Raw genomic sequence first — 17,774 nt, 5'->3', positions numbered from 1 at the left:
ACAAGGCCGCCGAAGGGGCTGAAGGATAGCAGAGATGATCACTTGTCACCCCAAAAGCCGTGCTTGCCAAGCAACGAGGCCCACGCAAATGCGCAGGCCTCGTGGTCATTCACCGTCATGTCGCCATGACAGCTGATGGGGCTCAGCTTTCCATCGGCGTCAGCGTGATCTCGACGCGACGGTTCTGGGCGCGCCCGGAGGCGGTGTCGTTGGATGCCACCGGGCTGGCTTCACCATAACCGCGCATGTTCAGTCGGTTGAAGGCGATGCCACCACTGGCCAGATAGTTGCCGACGGCCTGGGCACGCAGCTCGGACAGATTCTGGTTGTAGTTGCTGGCACCGGTGGAATCGGTATAGCCCGCGATGTTGACGCGAGTCTCGTCGTATTCCTTGAGCACGGTGATGACGCCATCCATGACCGGCTGAATCTGGCCGGACAGGGTGCTGGAGTCGGAACCGAAGGTGACGTTGGACGGCATGTTGAGGATGATCTGGTCGCCGACACGGGTCACGCTGACACCGGTGCCCTGCAGCTGATCACGCAGCTTGGCTTCCTGAACATCCATGTAATAGCCGATACCACCGCCCGCGGCGGCACCCGCAGCGGCGCCGATCAGCGCCTTGTCGAGACGATGGTTACCACTCTTGGTCGCCCCGGCGATTGCGCCGACGACCGCACCGATGCCGGCACCCTTCGCCGCACTGGAGGTCTGCTGCTCATTGGTATACGGGTTGGTCGTGGAACAACCCGCCATCGCGACGGCGGCTGCCAACGGCAGGGCCAGGAGTACAGACTTCTTCATGGTAACGCTCCCTATCTACACACTCATTAAAGGCAAGACGACAATTGCGCAAATAATCGTCATGCCTCCGATAATGCCTGATCAATCAGGTGTCGAACATGGCCAGCAGGTCATTGAGGAACAATAAGCCCTGGGGCGTGGCGCGCAACAGCACGTCATCCTCAACGATGAGCCCGCGCGAGCGCGCCTGGCTCAGGCCCGGCTCCAATGCCTCGCGATCCAGCCCGGTCGTGCGACGCAGATCCTCGAAGCTGACACCCCCGGTCAAGCGCAGTGCATTCATCATGAACTCCAGCGCCAGCTCATCGCGGTCAATTTCCTGCTGACCCGCCACGAACCCGCGAGGGTCCTGCATCCTGCGCAAGTACGCTTCAGGCTGACGACTTTTCCAACGGCGTTGGAGTTGCAACTCGCCGTTCAAGTTCCCTGCCGAGTCGGTCTTCAACAACGTCAACTTGCCATGCGCGCCCGCTCCGATGCCCAGGTAATCACCGAATTTCCAGTAATTGAGGTTATGACGCGCGCTGCGCCCTTCAAGGGCATAGGCGGAAATCTCGTAACGACGGAAACCGGCAGCCTCCAGCTCGGCGTGACCGTGATCCTGGATATCCCACAGCAGATCATCTTCCGGCAGTACCGGCGGGCGCGAATAGAACTCGGTATTCGGCTCCAGCGTCAATTGATACCAGGACAGATGGGTCGGCTTGAGTGCCAGGGCACGCCGGATATCATCCAGCGCGGTCTCCAATGTCTGGCCCGGCAGGCCATGCATCAGATCGATATTGAAATTGTCGAAGCCCGCCGCCCGTGCGCTGGCCACCGCGCGCCCGGCTTCTTCAGCGGAGTGGATGCGCCCCAGCACCTCGAGCTGCTCCGGCTGGAAGGTCTGCACGCCCAATGACAAGCGATTGATGCCGGCGGCGCGATAGGCGGCAAAGCGGCCCTGCTCCAGCGTGCCGGGATTGGCCTCCAGCGTGACCTCGCAGCCGGCAGAGAACGTCATGCGCGCCCGCAGGCCATCGAACAGTCGCTGGTAAGCCGCCCCGCTCAGCAGACTCGGCGTGCCGCCGCCGATGAAGATGCTGTGCAATTCACGCTCGGGCTGACCCTGCAACAACTGCAGGTCCTGATCGAGATCGGCCAGCAGCGCCGTGATGTACTCCTCTTCAGGCAAGCCGGCATCACGCCCGACCCCGTGGGAGTTGAAGTCACAGTAGGGGCACTTGCGCACGCACCACGGCACGTGAATATAGAGCGACAGAGGCGGCAGGTTCGCGGCGGACATCACGCCTGACCGCTCTGCGCGGCAAGCGCCTCGAGCAACTGCTGCATCGCACGTCCCCGGTGGCTGAGACGGTTCTTGGTCTCGGCCTCCAGGGCCGCGGCGGTCATGCCATGTTCCGGCAGCCAGAAAAGCGGGTCATAGCCGAAGCCACCCTCGCCCTGAGGCGCGTCAAGGACACGCCCCTCCCAACTGGCCTGAACGATGATCGGCACCGGGTCTGCCGCATGGCGCAGATAGACGAGCACGCACCAGTAGCGCGCCGTACGCGCTTGCTCAGGCACGCCCTCAAGCGCTGCCAACAGGGCGGCGTTGTTGTCACCATCACCGCTACCTTGCTGACGCCGCGCGGCAAAGCGTGCGGAATAGATGCCCGGCTCCCCGCCCAGCGCATCGACTTCGATCCCGGAATCATCTGCCAATGCCGGCAGGCCGGTGACCTGTGCGGCGTGGCGCGCCTTGATCAACGCATTCTCGACGAAGGTCAGCCCTGTCTCTTCGGCGTCACTCACTCCCAGCTGCCCTTGAGGCATCGGTTCGATCCCCAGCGGTGCGAGCAGGTGGGAAAATTCACGTAGCTTGCCGGCATTGCCACTGGCCAGTACGAGAGAAGAAGCGGACATGTGAATCTCCGGGATAGGAACAACGAGAATGCGGCCGCGTGTGAGTCACACGGGCAAGGCGCTTGCAGCACCCCATTCTAGCGCGTGAGTCCGGTGCGTACACGCGACGGGTCTGCGCCAGGCACGACTGAGATCCATGATGTCATGGGCCGATGTCACTCATGTGCTCAACTTGATGACTGACAGGCCGATACAGGCTATCTGCCTCAGCGCGGGCTAATGCCTGTGCAGGATTTGTCTGTGCCTCGCGGCTCAAGCAAGTAAACATCAACCGAAAAAATCCCGTAACTCGATGTTTTGTATAGCCTTTAAGTGGGAAATAAAAGAAATGTGCGTTATGCCATCTAACACTATGCGCAGCGCCAGCCCCCAGGTGTCACTCGACTAGACTTCAAGACAACCATCGAATCACCGTGGATTCATGTCTCCGCCTCAGCCTGCTGATGATGAGCCCCCCAAAACGCTTGCGACAGGAGCGCCCCATGACTGCTACCAGAGTCCTGTTCGTGACAAGCCCTTCACCGCAGACCGAACTGTTCGTCGAGTACCTGCAAGAGACACTGAAATGTGTCGTCGAGGCCTGCCACCATGAAGCCCCACTGCCGTCATCTCCCTGCCTGGTGCTGATCGACAGCACCCAGTGCAGTCTGGCCCAGATGATGCGATGGAGCCATATCGACAAGATCGCTGCCTTCAATGTCGAACATGAAGACGATGCCATCTCACTACTTCTGAATATTCCTTTCAGCGGAATCTTCTATCGCCAGGACAGCCTTGAACAAATCAGCAAGGGTATCGGCAAGATACTCGAGAATGAAAACTGGCTGACTCGCAATATCATGCAGACGTTGATTCGTCATTATCGTCAACAACAACAGATTGCCTTCCAGCCTGTCATGGGACTGACACAACGGGAACTGGAAATATTGTCACTCATTGCGTCACAGCAAAGTAATGCAGATATCGCGCATAGATTGATGTTGAGCCAGCACACCGTGAAGTCTCATTTATATAACATCTTTCGCAAGATCAGAGTCCACAACCGCCATCAGGCGATCCAGTGGGCCCACGAGCACCTCAACCTTTACATCCCCAAGCGCACGACGGAGCCGGAATCCTGAGGCTCAGGTGACACTGGACGAGCATCTCTTCCAGCAGGTGAATCTGTGAGGTCACCACAGCGACAGAGCATGTCTCACGCCGGCTACGCGTAGTAAGCGCTTCACTTTTCAAGAGTGAAATGACTCATGTGCAGTACTGCGTCGCATTCCTGACACCCCTCGAATGCGGGGATACAAAAAGACAAGCCCGGTTACATAATGACATTGAAGAGAAGCCTCCAAGCATTAGATATGTGGTACCTTTGAACCAGTGGAAAGCTTGGTAAAAAAAGCGCAAAGGTCTGGTTTTCATTGCACTCTCGAGAAGGGTCATCATGACCAGCGCTATTTTCATCAGGTTTACGTACTGTTTTTCCTATTCTTTTTCTGGGTCAAATCAGGACTGGAGGGGAAGGATAAACTGGTTATTTTAGCAAGTACTGATTAGAGGTTGCCTTATCCCCACTATCGCGCAATCCTATAAAGGTGCTCAGCGCGTAATGCCCGACGTGAATGAGTGCAGTGCTACACGACTCACCCAACCACACTTCAGATATGGCTCCGCCAAGAAAATCGGTACGACAACTCAGAGGTCTCGCACCATGATTACAGGGAACGCAATGGTGCTGCTGGTGACTGACTGCAATCCGCAGTCAGCGCTTTTCATGGATTACATTCGCCAGCAGCTTGAGTGTCAGGTGGCTTCCGCAAGCCCCGACGAGGATTACACACCCGGGCAGGCAGAAAGAACGATAGTGCTGCTGGACACCGACCACGTCGATGAAGGCACGATGCAACGCTGGGATGCAGATGCCAGCCAGGATGCCAGCGCAGAGCTGGCCGCTATCAACATCAGTGATGAAGAGGAAGCTGCCAGCCTGCTGGTCAGCACCCATCTTCAAGGCGTGTTCTACCGACAGGACAGCCTCTCACTGATCAGCAAGGGCATCGCGAAACTGCTGGAAGGCGACATGTGGATGTCCCGACCGCTGATGACCCGCCTGCTGGATTTCTATCGCCGTCAGCAGCTCAACGCCTATCGCCCGGTCTGTGGTCTGACCCAGCGTGAGGTGGAAATCATCGGCTTGCTGGGCACGGGTGCCTCGAATACCGAGATTGCTGACCAGCTGTTCGTCAGTGAACACACGGTCAAGTCACATCTCTACAACATCTTCCGCAAGATCAAGGTGCATAACCGCATTCAGGCCATGAACTGGGCACGTCAGAACCTGGCAATGCCTGTCTCGCGCACCCCACGCATCGCTCGCAGAGCACAGATGTCGTGAACGGTCGGGGCATGACAAGCCGCCAGGTGGTCGCCTGGGGACTGACATGCTTCAGTCTGTCGCCCGCCTTCGCGCAATCCGCGCCGGAGGCGGTGCGACCCGAGGTATCCGTTGCCAGTGAAGAGCAGCAGGCTCGCCGTCAGGGGGAAGATGGGGTCGCCATCCAGCGCACTCGTCCCACGCTCTCCGACGGTCTCAGCGGCGTGATGATCGATCGCACCATGACCATGATCGGCAAGACCTTCTTCCGCCAGTTCAGCCAGCAACGCCTCGATAGCCCAGCCATCCGCAACACATCCCTCAGCATCCATGAACGCCCCTCAGCACGCTGGGGCAGCCTCATCTGGATCACCGAAGGCAACAACGTTCTGTATGAAGCGACGCTCCCTCCGCGCCTTAATGACGTGGATATGTACGCCAGCGCCGCTGTATCAAGCGTCTCCGACCAGTTCCTGCGTCGCAAGGTCATGGAAGCCCTGCGCAACGACCCGGACATGGCCGGTGACGAATTCTGATGTATTGAAGACCGACATAATAAATGGGCTCCGGACACGGAGACCCTGACAATACGCAAGGGAACAGGGGAACATCATGAAGCATCAGACACTCGCGGTGTCGTTGCTGTTGTCGGCGATGCCGCTATATGCCGGTGAACTCATCTATCAGCCCATCAACCCGAGTTTCGGTGGCAACCCTCTCAATGGCAGCTACCTGCTTGGCAAGGCCCAGGCCCAGGACACCCATGAGGATCCTGATGCCTACTCTTTCGATAGCCTCTCCGATACCGAAATCTTCATCAATGACCTGCGCAACAGCCTGGTCTCTGATGCCATCACCGACGCCGTAGAAGCTACGGAACCCGGCCGTTCCAGCGTGATCGACAGTGCGCAGCTGCGCATTGAAGTGGTCAGCAACGGCAATGGCGGTTTCTCCATGCAGGTGCTTGACCGCGCCACAGGTGAAACCACCGTCATCAACCTCGGCACATCAGGCAATACATTCTGATCCGCTACTGATGAAGGGTTTCGTCCAATGAAGATACTCACTCCCATGCTGGCCGTTGCCAGCCTGGCGCTTGCAGGCTGTGCGCCGATGGTCGCCAATACCCAGGGTCTTGAAGGGGTGCCCAGCACCTTGATGCCAAGAACCGCCACCTATCAAGACCTGATCAGTCTGCCGCCTCCCGCCGGGCGTATTCCGGTCGCCATCTATGACTTCCGTGACCAGACGGGCCAGTACCGGCCTGCCCCTGCCAGTACCTTCTCTACGGCGGTCACCCAGGGTGGCGCCGCCATGCTGAGCGCCGCATTGTCGGACTCCGGCTGGTTCATCCCACTCGAGCGCGTGGGACTGCAGAACCTGCTGACAGAGCGCAAGATCATCCGCGCCAACATGGAGCGCACGGGACAGAATGATCTTGCCGCGTTGCAAGCCGCCAACCTGCTGTTCGAGGGTGGCATCATTGCCTTTGACTCCAATGTCAGAACAGGCGGGGCGGGCGCGGAATACTTCGGGATCGGCGCCTCTGGTCAGTATCAGGTGGACCAGGTGACGGTCAATCTGCGCGCTGTCGATATCACCACGGGGCAGGTCATCGCCAACGTCAATACCAGTAAGACGATCTACTCACGCGAGCTGAGGGCGGGCGTCTATCGCTTCATCGATTTCAGTCGCTTGCTGGAGATGGAAGCGGGGTATACCAGCAATGAACCCGTACAGATGGCGGTCATGTCCGCCATCGAATCTGCCGTGATTCACTTGATTGCGCAAGGCGTCGAACGCCAGCTCTGGGTTCTCCAGGACCCGGACAGCCTTCAGACATCAGAGCTGATGGATTACCTGCAAGCCCCGACCCCGATGTTGTAGAGCCAGCCCACATTCAAGACCCCGTAGAGAGCATCTTGGTATTCGCGGTGTTTATCTCTTCCTTAAAAGGCAGTCACCTCACAAGAGGTGGCTGCCTTTTTTCGTGTCTGCGCAAAACATAAGAAATAAATAAAACAACAAAGCATGAAATATCATGCACCTAATACCGTCAACAGTAATACCTCCCTGAACGGTGCTGAAAATCTGGCCACCCTTTGTCATTACTCACCGCTATTGGGCAAGACATTATAAGTAGCAAGCTCTAGCCCTCATAAACCCGAAAAGGACTGATGGTGATGGCCTCGATAAAGACCAATAGTTAGAGCACTTAGACGGTCACCTGGATGGACTCACGCCATGGCTTCGGCAAAGCATCAACAAAGAAGAATGCTACAGGCCTGCCTTTTCTTCTCATCACTGACATTCAGCTTGTGGGTGTTGGCCAATGACCTGGCGACCACCTCCGAATTGGGAAGCAGCCACTCAGTGGCCGTCATCGAGCAATCTGGCACGTACAACACAGCGATGATCGCTCAGCATGGCAATGGCAACGCCTCATTGATTGACCAGAGCGGTGCCCTGAATGAAGCAGGTGTCGATCAATATGGCAATGGAAACACGGCATACACGCTGCAAGAGGGTGCCCTGCATGAAGCCAGCATTCTTCAGCATGGCCAATATCATGATGCGCTGATCATTCAGCAAGGTGTTGGGCAAAGCGCCAGCATTCAGCAGACAGGCATCGGGGGAAGCGCCACGCTTCTACAACAGGCCAGTAGTCAGGTACCGGCAAGTATCACTCAATATTCACGGGGCCATATGCGTGTCCAGGTCATACAACAGTGATCTTTACCACGATGGCTCGCATGACATCGCTCTATGACGATGATGCTTGTGAAGGTGGTGGCTGAATATTCGCTTTCGTCGAATCGACAATATGGATTTTGCTTAGCCAGGAGGTGTTCTCGCTTTCATGTAGTCAAAAGTCCTGCATGACGAATACAACCTTCTGGAAAGGGCACAAAAGAGCAGTAGCAGTACAACATGATGTCGCGGATCACGAAAAACCAGACCGTCATCATGTCAGGGGATGCACGACCAGAAGAAAATCAATAATAAAAACACAACTCAAAAAACGATCTACACAAGGGAACAAACCATGAAAATCCAAATGAGCTTGCTGGCTGCCGCTGTCGCTTTCTCTTCACATGCGATGGCAGTGGACAATGCTTCCGACATCGATCAGACCGGTTTCGCCAATGGCGCGACGGTCACCCAAGGTGATCGCAATGGAAACCCGTTCAACGCCGGAGAGCATACCAGTGATATTGACCAGACAGGGGCCTTCAACGGCGCCACTGTCTACCAGAGCGGCGTCGCGAGCATTGCCAGTGTCAACCAGCAAGGCCTGGCCAATATGGCGGATGTCCTGCAGAGGGGGCAGGCACAGATAGCAACTGTCTACCAGGATGGCCGCCGCAACCACGCTGATGTCGACCAGAAAAGCTTCAAGAACACGGCCACCATCACCCAGGAAGGCCTGCGCAACAACTCCGTCTCCAAGCAAGGCGATAGCGGCCCGAACTCAAGTGGTCGTTTCAATGAGTTGACCGTGACCCAGACAGGCGCCTTCAACTCGTCCATTGCCACGCAAAGCGGTAGTCACGAGAAAGCGACCGTGACCCAGATGGGCCTCGGCCATGATTCGGATGTCGAACAGAGCGGTGACTACAACGTCGCTTCCGTCAGCCAGAGCGGCATCTACCATGACTCCAGCGTGTTACAGAGCGGGAAGTACAGCAAGGCACGTGTCATGCAGACGGGGGCCTTCAGTGACTCGGACATCGCACAATCCGGCAAGCATCAGCGAGCTCGTGTCATGCAAAGCGACAAGTCACACGATTCCGATATCAATCAGGCGGGTGGCTACAACCGTGCCAGCGTATCTCAGTCTGACTTCCACAATGACTCCGAGATAGACCAGTACGGTTACGGTAACCGTAGCATGGTCATTCAGAGCGGTGCCTTCAATGATTCTGATATCAAGCAGGCTGGCCTGGGCAATCTGGCCATGACTGAGCAAAGCGGCTTCAACAACGATGCCAATGTCACGCAGGTTTGGGCGGTTGATAACGAGTCCTATATTACCCAGACCGGTTACAACGACAGTGCGACCGTGCTGCAGGTAGGCGGACATAACGAATCCACCATTCTGCAGCAGGCTGGCGGCTTCATGAGCTTTGCGCCGAATACTGCCAATGTGACGCAGACTGGTTTCACCAACTCTTCCACCATCACCCAGACTGGCGGTGGCAACGTAGCCAACGTGATGCAGTACTGATCACGCCCCAGCCAGGATGTCTTACAGAACCCCGCGCAAGCGGGGTTTTTCGTTTTTCCGCTCGGTGGATCCCCATAATGAAAAAGGCCGCTGACAGGGTTGTCAGCGGCCTTCCAGTACCAGCCGCGAAACATCTATCGCAGCGGCAAGTTACTTCTTTGGCGGTGTCACGACATTCTCCGGGAAGGACTTGCGATAACTCTCAAGGCTTTCATCCACCATCTGACGGCCCTTGCTGACCTGCTTGTTACCGCTGGCGATCCGCGCCTTGCCCTTCTTGATCTGACCATTGCCCTTGTCGATCAGCGCCTGGCCCTTGGCGATATTGGATTCGCCATCATTGACCAGATTCTCACCACTGACGATCTGCTTCTCACCCGCGGCCACCAGAGACTTGCCGCTCTCCCAATTATCGGCCAGCTGATCACGCACCTTGGCGACGGCCTTGGCTTCCTCAGCCTGACCGCGCATGAGATCAGCGGTTGTCGGCTGGCTGGAGCAGCCCGCGAGCAGTGCCAGACTGATGGCAGCGGCGGCGGTATTTACGCATTGTTGGCGCATGATATTTCCTTTCCAGATGCATAGCTTCCCAACCAAAGCCAAGGCTCACTCGGGAGCGCACTATGCAATACAAAAAAGGGCATGGCGGTCATTCCGCCATGCCCCATGACAACGATCGCTCGTCTCAATGCAGCCTGAGCTGCTCACGAATCAGGCGAGCCAAGGTGACATTGGCGTTGGGCGCTGTCGTGTCGATATGGACCAGCTGACCATGCTCTTCTGGCGCAAATGGCTCGCGATTGGCCAATTGCTTGTCGAGCACTTCCAGACCCGCTTCGGAAGCCTCGCCACTGCGCTGACTACGCTTGATGATGCGCTTGCGCAGCGTCTCGTCATCGGCCTCGAAGCTGATCATCAGCACCGGCAGGCCACGGGCTTCTGCCTCATGACGCAGACGATCACGCTGCACCTTCTTCAGGCAGGTGGCATCGATGCAGACGGGGATGCCCGATTCCAGCAGCGTGGCTGACAGATTCGAGAGTCGCTCGTAGGTCGCATGGGTGGCCTGGGGGGTATAGATGCCGCCATTGAGCCCGGACTCGGTATCGGCATCCGCCGCAAAGCCATACAGACGCTTGCGCTCCACATCGCTGCGAATGCGTACACCGCCCAGTTCACGCACCATCTCTTCGGTGAAGCGACTCTTGCCACTGCCGGAGACACCCACACCGATGATCATGTAAGGGAAGCGGATCTCGCTATAGCGCTCCGCCAGCCCGATATAGCGCTCGTACTCGGCCAGCACATCGGCGCGATCCGCTTCACACAGGTCAGGCTGGTGATAGCGAATCATCGCCACCTTGGCCCGGATCAGTGCGCGATAGATCTTGTAGTACGGCAGCAGACGCACCAGCGAGTAATCGCCGGAGAGCTCGAGATAACGGTTGAGCGCATGATGGGCAAAGGCCTGCTCATCACGCGCTTCGAGATCCATCACCAGGAAGGCCAGGTCACAACCGACATCATTCCAGCGCAATTCTTCATTGAACTCGATGCCGTCAAACAGCAGGGCACGGCCTTCATGGCGCACGGCGTTACCCAGATGGATATCGCCATGAGTCTCACGCACGAAGCCTTCCTGCCAGCGACGCTCGAACTCGGGATTGAGGCGCTGGAAGGTCTCTTCGATCCACTGCTTGAGCAGCGCGAGTCGCTTGATGGCCTCGGCATCATCACCGAGGCGCGGACGAATCAGCTCGAACTCGTTGTCGATGGTACGACTGACCATCTGCGGGCTACCCAGCTCGCTATCGCCCTGGATGCGCTCGGCCTGCTCGTGGAAGGCCACCAGCTGGTCGACCAGATCATCCAGCAATTCCAGCGACAGCTCGCCACTGGCCTGCAGGGCGCTGAACAGATGGCGATTGGAGAACTGGCGCATCTTGACCGCGTACTCGAAGACATCACTGTCGTCTCCGATGCGCGGAGCCTCTGGCGTGCCCGAGATCGCCACGGTATCCAGGTACAGCGTCGGCGCCAGACGGCGGTTGAGGCGCACTTCCTGTTCACACAGGAGCTTGCGGCGCTCAAGGGTCGAGAAATCCAGGAAGCTGCCGAAATCCAGCGGCTTCTTGATCTTGTAGGCGTAGTCGCCGGTCAGCACGATCCACGAGATATGCGTCTCGTGCACTTCGATATCCTTCACGGGGTGATCGAAGCAATCGGCTGTGTGAAGGGCTCGAATCAAGGCCTGGCTCAAGGTCGTCTCCGCTAAGGCAAGCTGGCTATAAGGTCATTAGCGCAATCGCTATCGTTGGCGACAAGTGTACCGGATGGCAGCCCGCCCGGCAGCCTGCCGAGCGGGTTCCTGTCTGCGTTGGCCAACCCGCGGACTCAGGTACTGTCTCGCGTCGCACTCAGTTCGATGCGGACATCTGCGCAAAGACCCGCTCAGCCGCATCCAGCGTGGCCTGGATATCAGCATCGGTATGCGCCGCGGACATGAAGCCGGCTTCATAGGCGGACGGCGCCAGATAGACGCCTTCGGCGAGCATCGCGTTGAAGAAGGTCACGAAATCCTGCTGACGGCAGCGCGTGGCGGAGGCGAAATTGCTGACCTCAGCGTCATCGGTAAAGAAGACACCGAACATGCCACCGGCATGCTGGGTAATCAGACGGATGCCTGCCGCCTTGGCACGGCTTTCCAGGCCTTCACACAGCATCTCGACCTTGCGTGAAAGCTCGGCGTGGAAGCCGGGGGCCTTGAGCTTGCGCAGCAGCGCGACACCAGCGGCCATCGCCAGCGGATTGCCTGCCAGCGTCCCGGCCTGGTAGACCGGCCCCAGCGGCGAGAGGTGGTGCATGATCTCGCGCTTGCCGCCGAAGGCACCCACCGGCATGCCGCCGCCGACGATCTTGCCCAGGCAGGTCAGGTCCGGCGTGATGCCGTAATGCGCCTGAGCGCCACCCAGGGCGACACGGAAGCCCGTCATCACCTCATCGAGGATCAGCACGCTGCCGTGGGCATCGCACACTTCACGCAGGCTTTCGAGGAAGCCCGGAACCGGCGGAATGCAGTTCATGTTGCCGGCGACCGGCTCGACGATGATGCAGGCGATCTCGTCACCCAGCTCGGCGAAGCAACGGCGCACGCCCTCGGCGTCGTTGTAGTCCAGCGTGATGGTGTGCTCGGCCAGCGAGGCCGGCACGCCCGGGGAGCTGGGCTCGCCATGGGTCAGCGCGCCGGAGCCGGCCTTGACCAGCAGTGAGTCGGAGTGACCGTGATAGTTGCCCTCGAACTTGACGATCTTGTCGCGACCGGTGAAGCCCCGCGCCAGGCGGATCGCCGACATGGTGGCTTCGGTGCCGGAGTTGGTCATGCGCACCATGTCGAGGCTCGGCAGCATCTCACAGATCAGCTCGGCCATCTCGGACTCGATCTCGGTGGGCGCACCGAAGGACAGACCACTTTCGAGACGCTCGCGCACGGCGCTGAGCACATCTTCATCGGCGTGGCCGGTGATCATCGGGCCCCAGGAACCGACGTAATCGATATAGCGCGTGTTCTCCACATCGAACAGATACGCGCCCTTGGCATGGTCGATGAACACCGGCGGACGATGCAGTCCCTTGAAGGCGCGGACCGGCGAGTTGACGCCACCGGGAATATGACGGCTGGCGCGTTCGAACTGGGCAGCGGACGTGGTCATGACATACCTCTTGATAAGCGGCGAGCGGCCATCGGCCGCGAAAATGGAGAAAAAGGGGATCAGACACTAAGACGCTGTGGATAACGTGAATGCAGCTTGTCCACAGGCGATGAAACGGCCCGATAGCCTCGGGGCGGCAAGGGGGTGTGGATAACCCGAATGCCATCGATGGCGACAGCTTAACGCGACTTACGGGTGAGTTGCAGCCGCGCGAGCGCGAGGGGTGCCGGCGTCGAAAAGGGCAATAGCGCTATCGCCAGGGCAGAAACTGGGCCTCGGGCAACGCACCTTTCCGCCCACGTTGCTGGCCATCGACGAGACTCTGCCAGGTGGCCTGCTGGGCAGCCTGCCATGCCGATGGCAACGTCATGCCGCGTGCCAGACGCACCGCCAGGTGCGAGGCCAGCGTGCAGCCGCTGCCATGGAAGCTGCCTGTCAGTCGCGGGCAGTCCAGTGCGAGCGTGGCGTGGTCACGGCGATACAGGCGATGGATCACCGACGGCTCAATCAGCGAATCAGCATCGCGCTCGACAGGATCGGTACCGGTGACCAGCACGGCCCCGGCGCCTGCCGCCAGCAGATGTTTGGCGAGTTGGCCGTCGCCCGTCCCCGTGGGGCAGGCCGCCAGCCGCGCAAGCTCCGTGCGGTTGGGCGTGAGCACATCCACGTGCGGCAGCAAGCTCTCACGCGCCTGATGGATCAGCGACTCGGTGGAAAGCTCCAGCCCGCCGCCCGCCTTGAGCACCGGGTCCCACACCACGGGCAGCCCCGGCCAGCGCTGCTGGAGTTCCTCGATCAGCGTCACGCACGCCGTGAGCGCCGCTTCGCTGGCGAGCAGACCGATCTTGAGCGCGCCCGGGCGGAAGTCCTCACACAGGGTGCGGGCCATGGCGAGCATCGACTCGCCCGATTGCGGGATCACCGCCTGCACATTGCAGGAGTTCTGCACCGTCAGTGCCGTCGGCACCGTCAGCGCCCAGCCGCCACCGGCACGGATCGCCTCGCTGTCGGCGATCAGACCCGCGCCGCCACTGGGATCATGCCCCGCCAATACCAGCACGTAGGGCAGTTGCGCTGAGCACTCGGTCATGGCTGAACCATCCCTCAGAACGGTTTGACGATGACGCAGATGACGATCACCACCAGCATCAGCACCGGCACTTCATTGAAGAAGCGGAAGTAGCGCGAGGTTCTCTTGCAGGTATCGGCGGCGAACTGCTTCAGATACAGGCCGCAGGCATGGTGATAGCCGACCAGCAGCACGACCATGGTCAGCTTGAGGTGCATCCAGCCCATGCTCATGAAGCTCGGCACCAGCGCCAGCAGCCAGATCCCCAGCACCAGGGTCGCGATCATCGATGGCATCATGATGCCGCGATAGAGCTTGCGCTCCATGGTCTTGAAGTACTCGATGGCCTTGTGGTCGCCGGCATCACGCGCCTGGGCGTGATAGACGTACAGCCGGGGCAGATAGAAGAGGGCAGCAAACCAGCACACTACGGCAATCAGATGGAAAGCCTTGATCCACAGATACATGAGGGAGCTCCGTCAGTCAGGGTCGGGAAGGTCAGAAAGTGGACGCGCGGATGAAGCAATCGGATCGCCACGATGGCATGTGACACCGCCAAGGCCCATGCGGTATGCGGTCGCGGCCAGGCGCACGCAGAGCGAATTCGCGCCGAGGAGACAGCTGCCACGCCACGCGTCAGGGCGTATAGCGATAGTAGCTCTCTATTGCATCCCGCGTGATGATACCTGAAATCTTGCGAATCATCGGTGCCGTGGTGTGCTCGACATAGAGGGCATCGACATCGCTGGGCAGCAGCCGCTCATAGGCCTCGGACAAGGTAGCCTGCAGGTGGATGGGCGCGAGATCCAGACGCTGAGCCGGGATCTCGAGCAGGTCGAGCTCTTCCTGCTCCCGCCAGTGCTCATCCATCAGCACACGCACCAGATCCGCCGCCGGCAGCGCGACCATCGGCTTTTCCGGCGTCGAGCGCGTGACCACCAACCAGACCGGCTTGCTGTCGAGCAGGGCGCGAGCACGTTCACGCGTGATGCGGCGCGGCACGCTGACCAGCGAGCGCTCCATCACCGCCGGCACCGCCACCCGCGACAGCGCCTGCATCAATGGCTGCTGGAGCGGATGCAGGCCCTGCGCCGTCAGCGTCGAGATGAAGAAGCCCTGGCAGTGACACAGCTGGCGACAGGTCAGGCCTGCCACCACCACCGCCAGCATGCCGGGCAGGATGATATTCGGCGAATGCGTCAATTCGAGCAGTGCCATCAGGGCGGCCAGTGGCGCCTGAAGCACCGCGCCCATCATCGCCGCCATGCCGAGCAGGGCGTAAAGCGCGATGTCCGAGGCCTGATCCGGCAACAGCCAGCCGCCCAGCATGCCCATCAAGGCCCCGGCAGCGGCACCCGCCACCACCACCGGGCCGATGATGCCGATCGGCACGCCACAGGCCACGCACAGTGCCGACAGCACCAGCTTGCCGATCACCAGCGCCAACAGGATATCCAGCGCCAGCTGGCCGTCGAGCAGCTGGGCCAGGCTGTCATAGCCGATACCTTGCACCTGGGGATACCACCACGCCACGACGGCCGTCGAGACCCCGACCAGCGCCATGCGCATCCCCCATGACAGGTGTGCCACGCGCGCCTGCTGACGCGCCAGATGCACGAAGCCCCCCGCCAGCAGGCCGATGACCAGCGCCGTGACGATGACCCAGGGCAGGTCGAGCAGGGAATGCAGCAGCAGGGAGGGCACCGCGAAGGCCGGTGCCGAGCCGTAGACCATCTGCGTGACCACCGCGCCGGTGGTCGAGGCCAGAATCACCGGCATGAAACCCATCAGGGTGTACTCCATCATCACCACTTCCATGGCGAAGATGACTCCCGCGATCGGCGTATTGAAGGAGGCGGAGATGCCCGCCGCCGTGCCGCAGGCGACCAGCACGCGCAGGCTGTTGTTGGGCAGCTTGAGGCGCTCGCCGATCCAGCTCGAGGCGCCGGCGCCCAGGTGGATCGCCGGGCCTTCACGTCCGGCCGACAGGCCGCCGAGCACGCTCACGACCCCGACCACGACCTGATTGAGCCAGGCACGCAGCGGCATCTTGCCCTGATGGTAGGTCAGGCGTTCGATGACATGACCGATGCCCAGCTTGCGCTGCGCCGGATGCTGTCGCCCCAGCACGATGCCGATCACCAGCACTGCCAGCAGCGGCAGCGATGCGCGCACCCAGGGGGCAAGCCCTTCGAAGTTCTCCGGGTTGTCATCGGGCATGAAGCCCAGGGCACCGGCGCTCAACAGCAGACGGAAGCCGACCATCAATGAGCCGGTCAGCAGCCCTGCCACCAGCCCCAGCAGACACAGTTGCGGGAGTGCATCGACCGCCGCCAGCTTGCGCCGAAAATTGTCGAGACTGGGACGAGGCAGATGCGGACGCGTCAGGCGTGACACTCACGACTCCTTGAAGGCACTGGCAATGACAGAGGACATCCATGTCGGCAGCGCATTACTGCCCGCCTGACACCTGTGTATCATATCGATTGCGAACCGTCGCGACCGTGCGCAATCCGACAACCTCGGCACAGCATGGCGCAACGCCTGTCTCGCGCACAGGCCACCAAAGGTCGCAGCAGCAGATCGGACACAAGATTACATCTCGCATCAACAGGACACCGCCCGAAGGCGGGGAGGCAGCATGATCAAGGTAGGTATCGTCGGCGGCACCGGTTACACCGGAGTGGAACTCCTCAGGCTCCTGGCCAGCCACCCGCAGGTGGAAGTGACCGTGATCACCTCGCGAAGCGAGAAGGGCGTGCGTGTCGACGAGATGTACCCCAATCTGCGCGGCCACTACGACACCCTCGCGTTCAGCGAGCCGGATGCCGACGTGCTGGCCGCCTGTGACGCCGTATTCTTCGCCACGCCTCACGGTGTCGCTCACGCCCTGGCCGGCGATCTGCTGGCACGCGGCACGCGTGTCATCGACCTGTCCGCGGACTTCCGCATCAAGGACGCCGACGTCTGGGCCGAGTGGTATGGCCAGCCGCATGGCGCGCCGGAGCTGCTCGGCGAGGCCGTCTACGGCCTGCCGGAAGTCAATCGCGATGCCATCCGCGAAGCGCGCCTGATCGCGGTGCCGGGCTGCTACCCGACCTCCGTGCAGCTGGGACTGATCCCGCTGCTGGAAGCCGGCCTGATCGAGACCGACAACATCATCGCCGACTGCAAGTCCGCCGTCTCCGGCGCGGGTCGCGGTGCCAAGGTCGGCTCGCTGCTGTGTGAAGCCGGCGAGTCCATGAAGGCCTACGGCGCCTCCGGCCACCGCCACCTGCCGGAAATCACCCAGGGGCTGGACCTGGCAGCCGGCAGCGCGGTCGGCCTGACCTTCGTCCCGCACCTGACGCCGATGATCCGTGGCATCCACTCCACCCTCTATCCGCGTCTGAGCGGCTTCAGCGGCACGCTGGAAGATCTGCAGGCGCTGTTCGAGCAGCGCTACGCCGATCACCCCGCCGTCGATGTCATGCCGCTGGGCAGCCATCCGGAGACGCGCAGCGTGCGTGGCACCAACCTGTGCCGCATCGCCCTGCATCGTCCGGGCAACGGCGACACCCTGGTGGTGCTGTCGGTGATCGACAACCTGGTCAAGGGCGCATCAGGTCAGGCCATCCAGAACCTCAACCTGATGTTCGGTCTCGATGAGATGATGGGCATCGGCGCGCCGGCGATGATGCCCTGAACCGCCA

At 60.2% G+C, this 17,774-nt stretch carries 17 protein-coding genes; 8 read left to right on the top strand and 9 right to left on the bottom strand.

Going from position 1 to position 17,774, the window contains the following annotated elements; genetic code table 11:
• Nucleotides 1-142: 142 nt before the first annotated feature.
• The 3 genes from H2O77_RS17740 to rdgB all read right to left on the bottom strand — a co-directional run bounded on the left by H2O77_RS17740 (nucleotide 143) and on the right by rdgB (nucleotide 2,710).
• Nucleotides 143-805 (bottom strand): OmpA family protein, encoded by a 663-nt coding sequence (locus tag H2O77_RS17740; protein WP_043331663.1) that lies wholly within the window; start codon nucleotides 803-805, stop codon nucleotides 143-145.
• An 85-nt stretch (nucleotides 806-890) separates the two neighbouring features.
• Entirely contained in the window at nucleotides 891-2,090 is a 1,200-nt protein-coding gene (hemW, locus tag H2O77_RS17735) for a radical SAM family heme chaperone HemW (protein WP_215823643.1), read from the bottom strand.
• The gene (rdgB, locus tag H2O77_RS17730) at nucleotides 2,090-2,710 is read right to left on the bottom strand and encodes an RdgB/HAM1 family non-canonical purine NTP pyrophosphatase (protein ID WP_192839022.1); all 621 of its coding nucleotides are present in this window, start codon (nucleotides 2,708-2,710) and stop codon (nucleotides 2,090-2,092) included. Before rdgB ends, hemW begins: the two co-directional genes overlap by 1 nt.
• Before the next feature lie 482 nt (nucleotides 2,711-3,192).
• Between rdgB and H2O77_RS17725 the strand changes: the two genes are divergently transcribed.
• From H2O77_RS17725 to H2O77_RS17695, 7 genes are all read left to right on the top strand, one after another.
• Entirely contained in the window at nucleotides 3,193-3,831 is a 639-nt protein-coding gene (locus tag H2O77_RS17725; RefSeq protein WP_052384307.1) for a LuxR C-terminal-related transcriptional regulator, read from the top strand.
• A gap of 581 nt (nucleotides 3,832-4,412) precedes the next feature.
• Complete coding sequence (locus tag H2O77_RS17720; RefSeq protein ID WP_043331668.1) at nucleotides 4,413-5,096, top strand: LuxR C-terminal-related transcriptional regulator; 684 nt, start codon at nucleotides 4,413-4,415, stop codon at nucleotides 5,094-5,096.
• A gap of 11 nt (nucleotides 5,097-5,107) precedes the next feature.
• A complete protein-coding gene (locus H2O77_RS17715; protein WP_043331669.1) occupies nucleotides 5,108-5,611 on the top strand; it encodes a CsgE family curli-type amyloid fiber assembly protein in 504 nt (167 codons plus the stop codon).
• A 76-nt stretch (nucleotides 5,612-5,687) separates the two neighbouring features.
• Nucleotides 5,688-6,101: a curli assembly protein CsgF gene (locus H2O77_RS17710; protein WP_043331671.1), complete on the top strand. Its 414-nt coding sequence runs from the start codon at nucleotides 5,688-5,690 to the stop codon at nucleotides 6,099-6,101.
• 27 nt (nucleotides 6,102-6,128) lie between these two features.
• Entirely contained in the window at nucleotides 6,129-6,962 is an 834-nt protein-coding gene (locus H2O77_RS17705; protein ID WP_043331673.1) for a CsgG/HfaB family protein, read from the top strand.
• A gap of 357 nt (nucleotides 6,963-7,319) precedes the next feature.
• On the top strand, nucleotides 7,320-7,808 hold the full coding sequence (locus tag H2O77_RS17700; protein ID WP_153636733.1) for a hypothetical protein: 489 nt from the start codon (nucleotides 7,320-7,322) through the stop codon (nucleotides 7,806-7,808).
• A 244-nt stretch (nucleotides 7,809-8,052) separates the two neighbouring features.
• The gene (locus H2O77_RS17695; protein ID WP_153636732.1) at nucleotides 8,053-9,303 is read left to right on the top strand and encodes a hypothetical protein; all 1,251 of its coding nucleotides are present in this window, start codon (nucleotides 8,053-8,055) and stop codon (nucleotides 9,301-9,303) included.
• 150 nt (nucleotides 9,304-9,453) lie between these two features.
• On the opposite strand, the gene H2O77_RS17690 is transcribed toward H2O77_RS17695, so the two are convergent.
• The 6 genes from H2O77_RS17690 to H2O77_RS17665 form a co-directional block, all read right to left on the bottom strand.
• Nucleotides 9,454-9,864: a hypothetical protein gene (locus tag H2O77_RS17690; protein ID WP_215823642.1), complete on the bottom strand. Its 411-nt coding sequence runs from the start codon at nucleotides 9,862-9,864 to the stop codon at nucleotides 9,454-9,456.
• A gap of 124 nt (nucleotides 9,865-9,988) precedes the next feature.
• On the bottom strand, nucleotides 9,989-11,509 hold the full coding sequence (locus H2O77_RS17685; protein WP_240548655.1) for a bifunctional aminoglycoside phosphotransferase/ATP-binding protein: 1,521 nt from the start codon (nucleotides 11,507-11,509) through the stop codon (nucleotides 9,989-9,991).
• A 211-nt stretch (nucleotides 11,510-11,720) separates the two neighbouring features.
• Nucleotides 11,721-13,013, bottom strand: a complete 1,293-nt coding sequence (gene hemL / locus H2O77_RS17680; protein WP_043331681.1) for a glutamate-1-semialdehyde 2,1-aminomutase — start codon at nucleotides 13,011-13,013, stop codon at nucleotides 11,721-11,723.
• Nucleotides 13,014-13,263: 250 nt separating this feature from the next.
• Nucleotides 13,264-14,103 carry a hydroxymethylpyrimidine/phosphomethylpyrimidine kinase gene (locus H2O77_RS17675; RefSeq protein ID WP_215823640.1) on the bottom strand — a complete coding sequence of 280 codons (840 nt, stop codon included), beginning with the start codon at nucleotides 14,101-14,103 and terminating at the stop codon, nucleotides 13,264-13,266.
• A gap of 14 nt (nucleotides 14,104-14,117) precedes the next feature.
• Entirely contained in the window at nucleotides 14,118-14,549 is a 432-nt protein-coding gene (gene hemJ / locus H2O77_RS17670; protein ID WP_043331686.1) for a protoporphyrinogen oxidase HemJ, read from the bottom strand.
• A gap of 169 nt (nucleotides 14,550-14,718) precedes the next feature.
• On the bottom strand, nucleotides 14,719-16,470 hold the full coding sequence (locus tag H2O77_RS17665) for a chloride channel protein (RefSeq protein WP_152965405.1): 1,752 nt from the start codon (nucleotides 16,468-16,470) through the stop codon (nucleotides 14,719-14,721).
• 253 nt (nucleotides 16,471-16,723) lie between these two features.
• Here H2O77_RS17665 and argC point away from each other — a divergent pair, with 253 nt between their 5' ends.
• Complete coding sequence (gene argC, locus H2O77_RS17660; protein WP_107335774.1) at nucleotides 16,724-17,767, top strand: N-acetyl-gamma-glutamyl-phosphate reductase; 1,044 nt, start codon at nucleotides 16,724-16,726, stop codon at nucleotides 17,765-17,767.
• Nucleotides 17,768-17,774: the final 7 nt, after the last annotated feature.

It is taken from the genome of Cobetia sp. 4B, assembly GCF_018831605.1.
Taxonomy (GTDB): Bacteria; Pseudomonadota; Gammaproteobacteria; order Pseudomonadales; family Halomonadaceae; genus Cobetia; species Cobetia amphilecti.
Note: the sequence above shows the minus strand (reverse complement) of the source record. Positions and strands in the feature narration are given on the sequence as shown.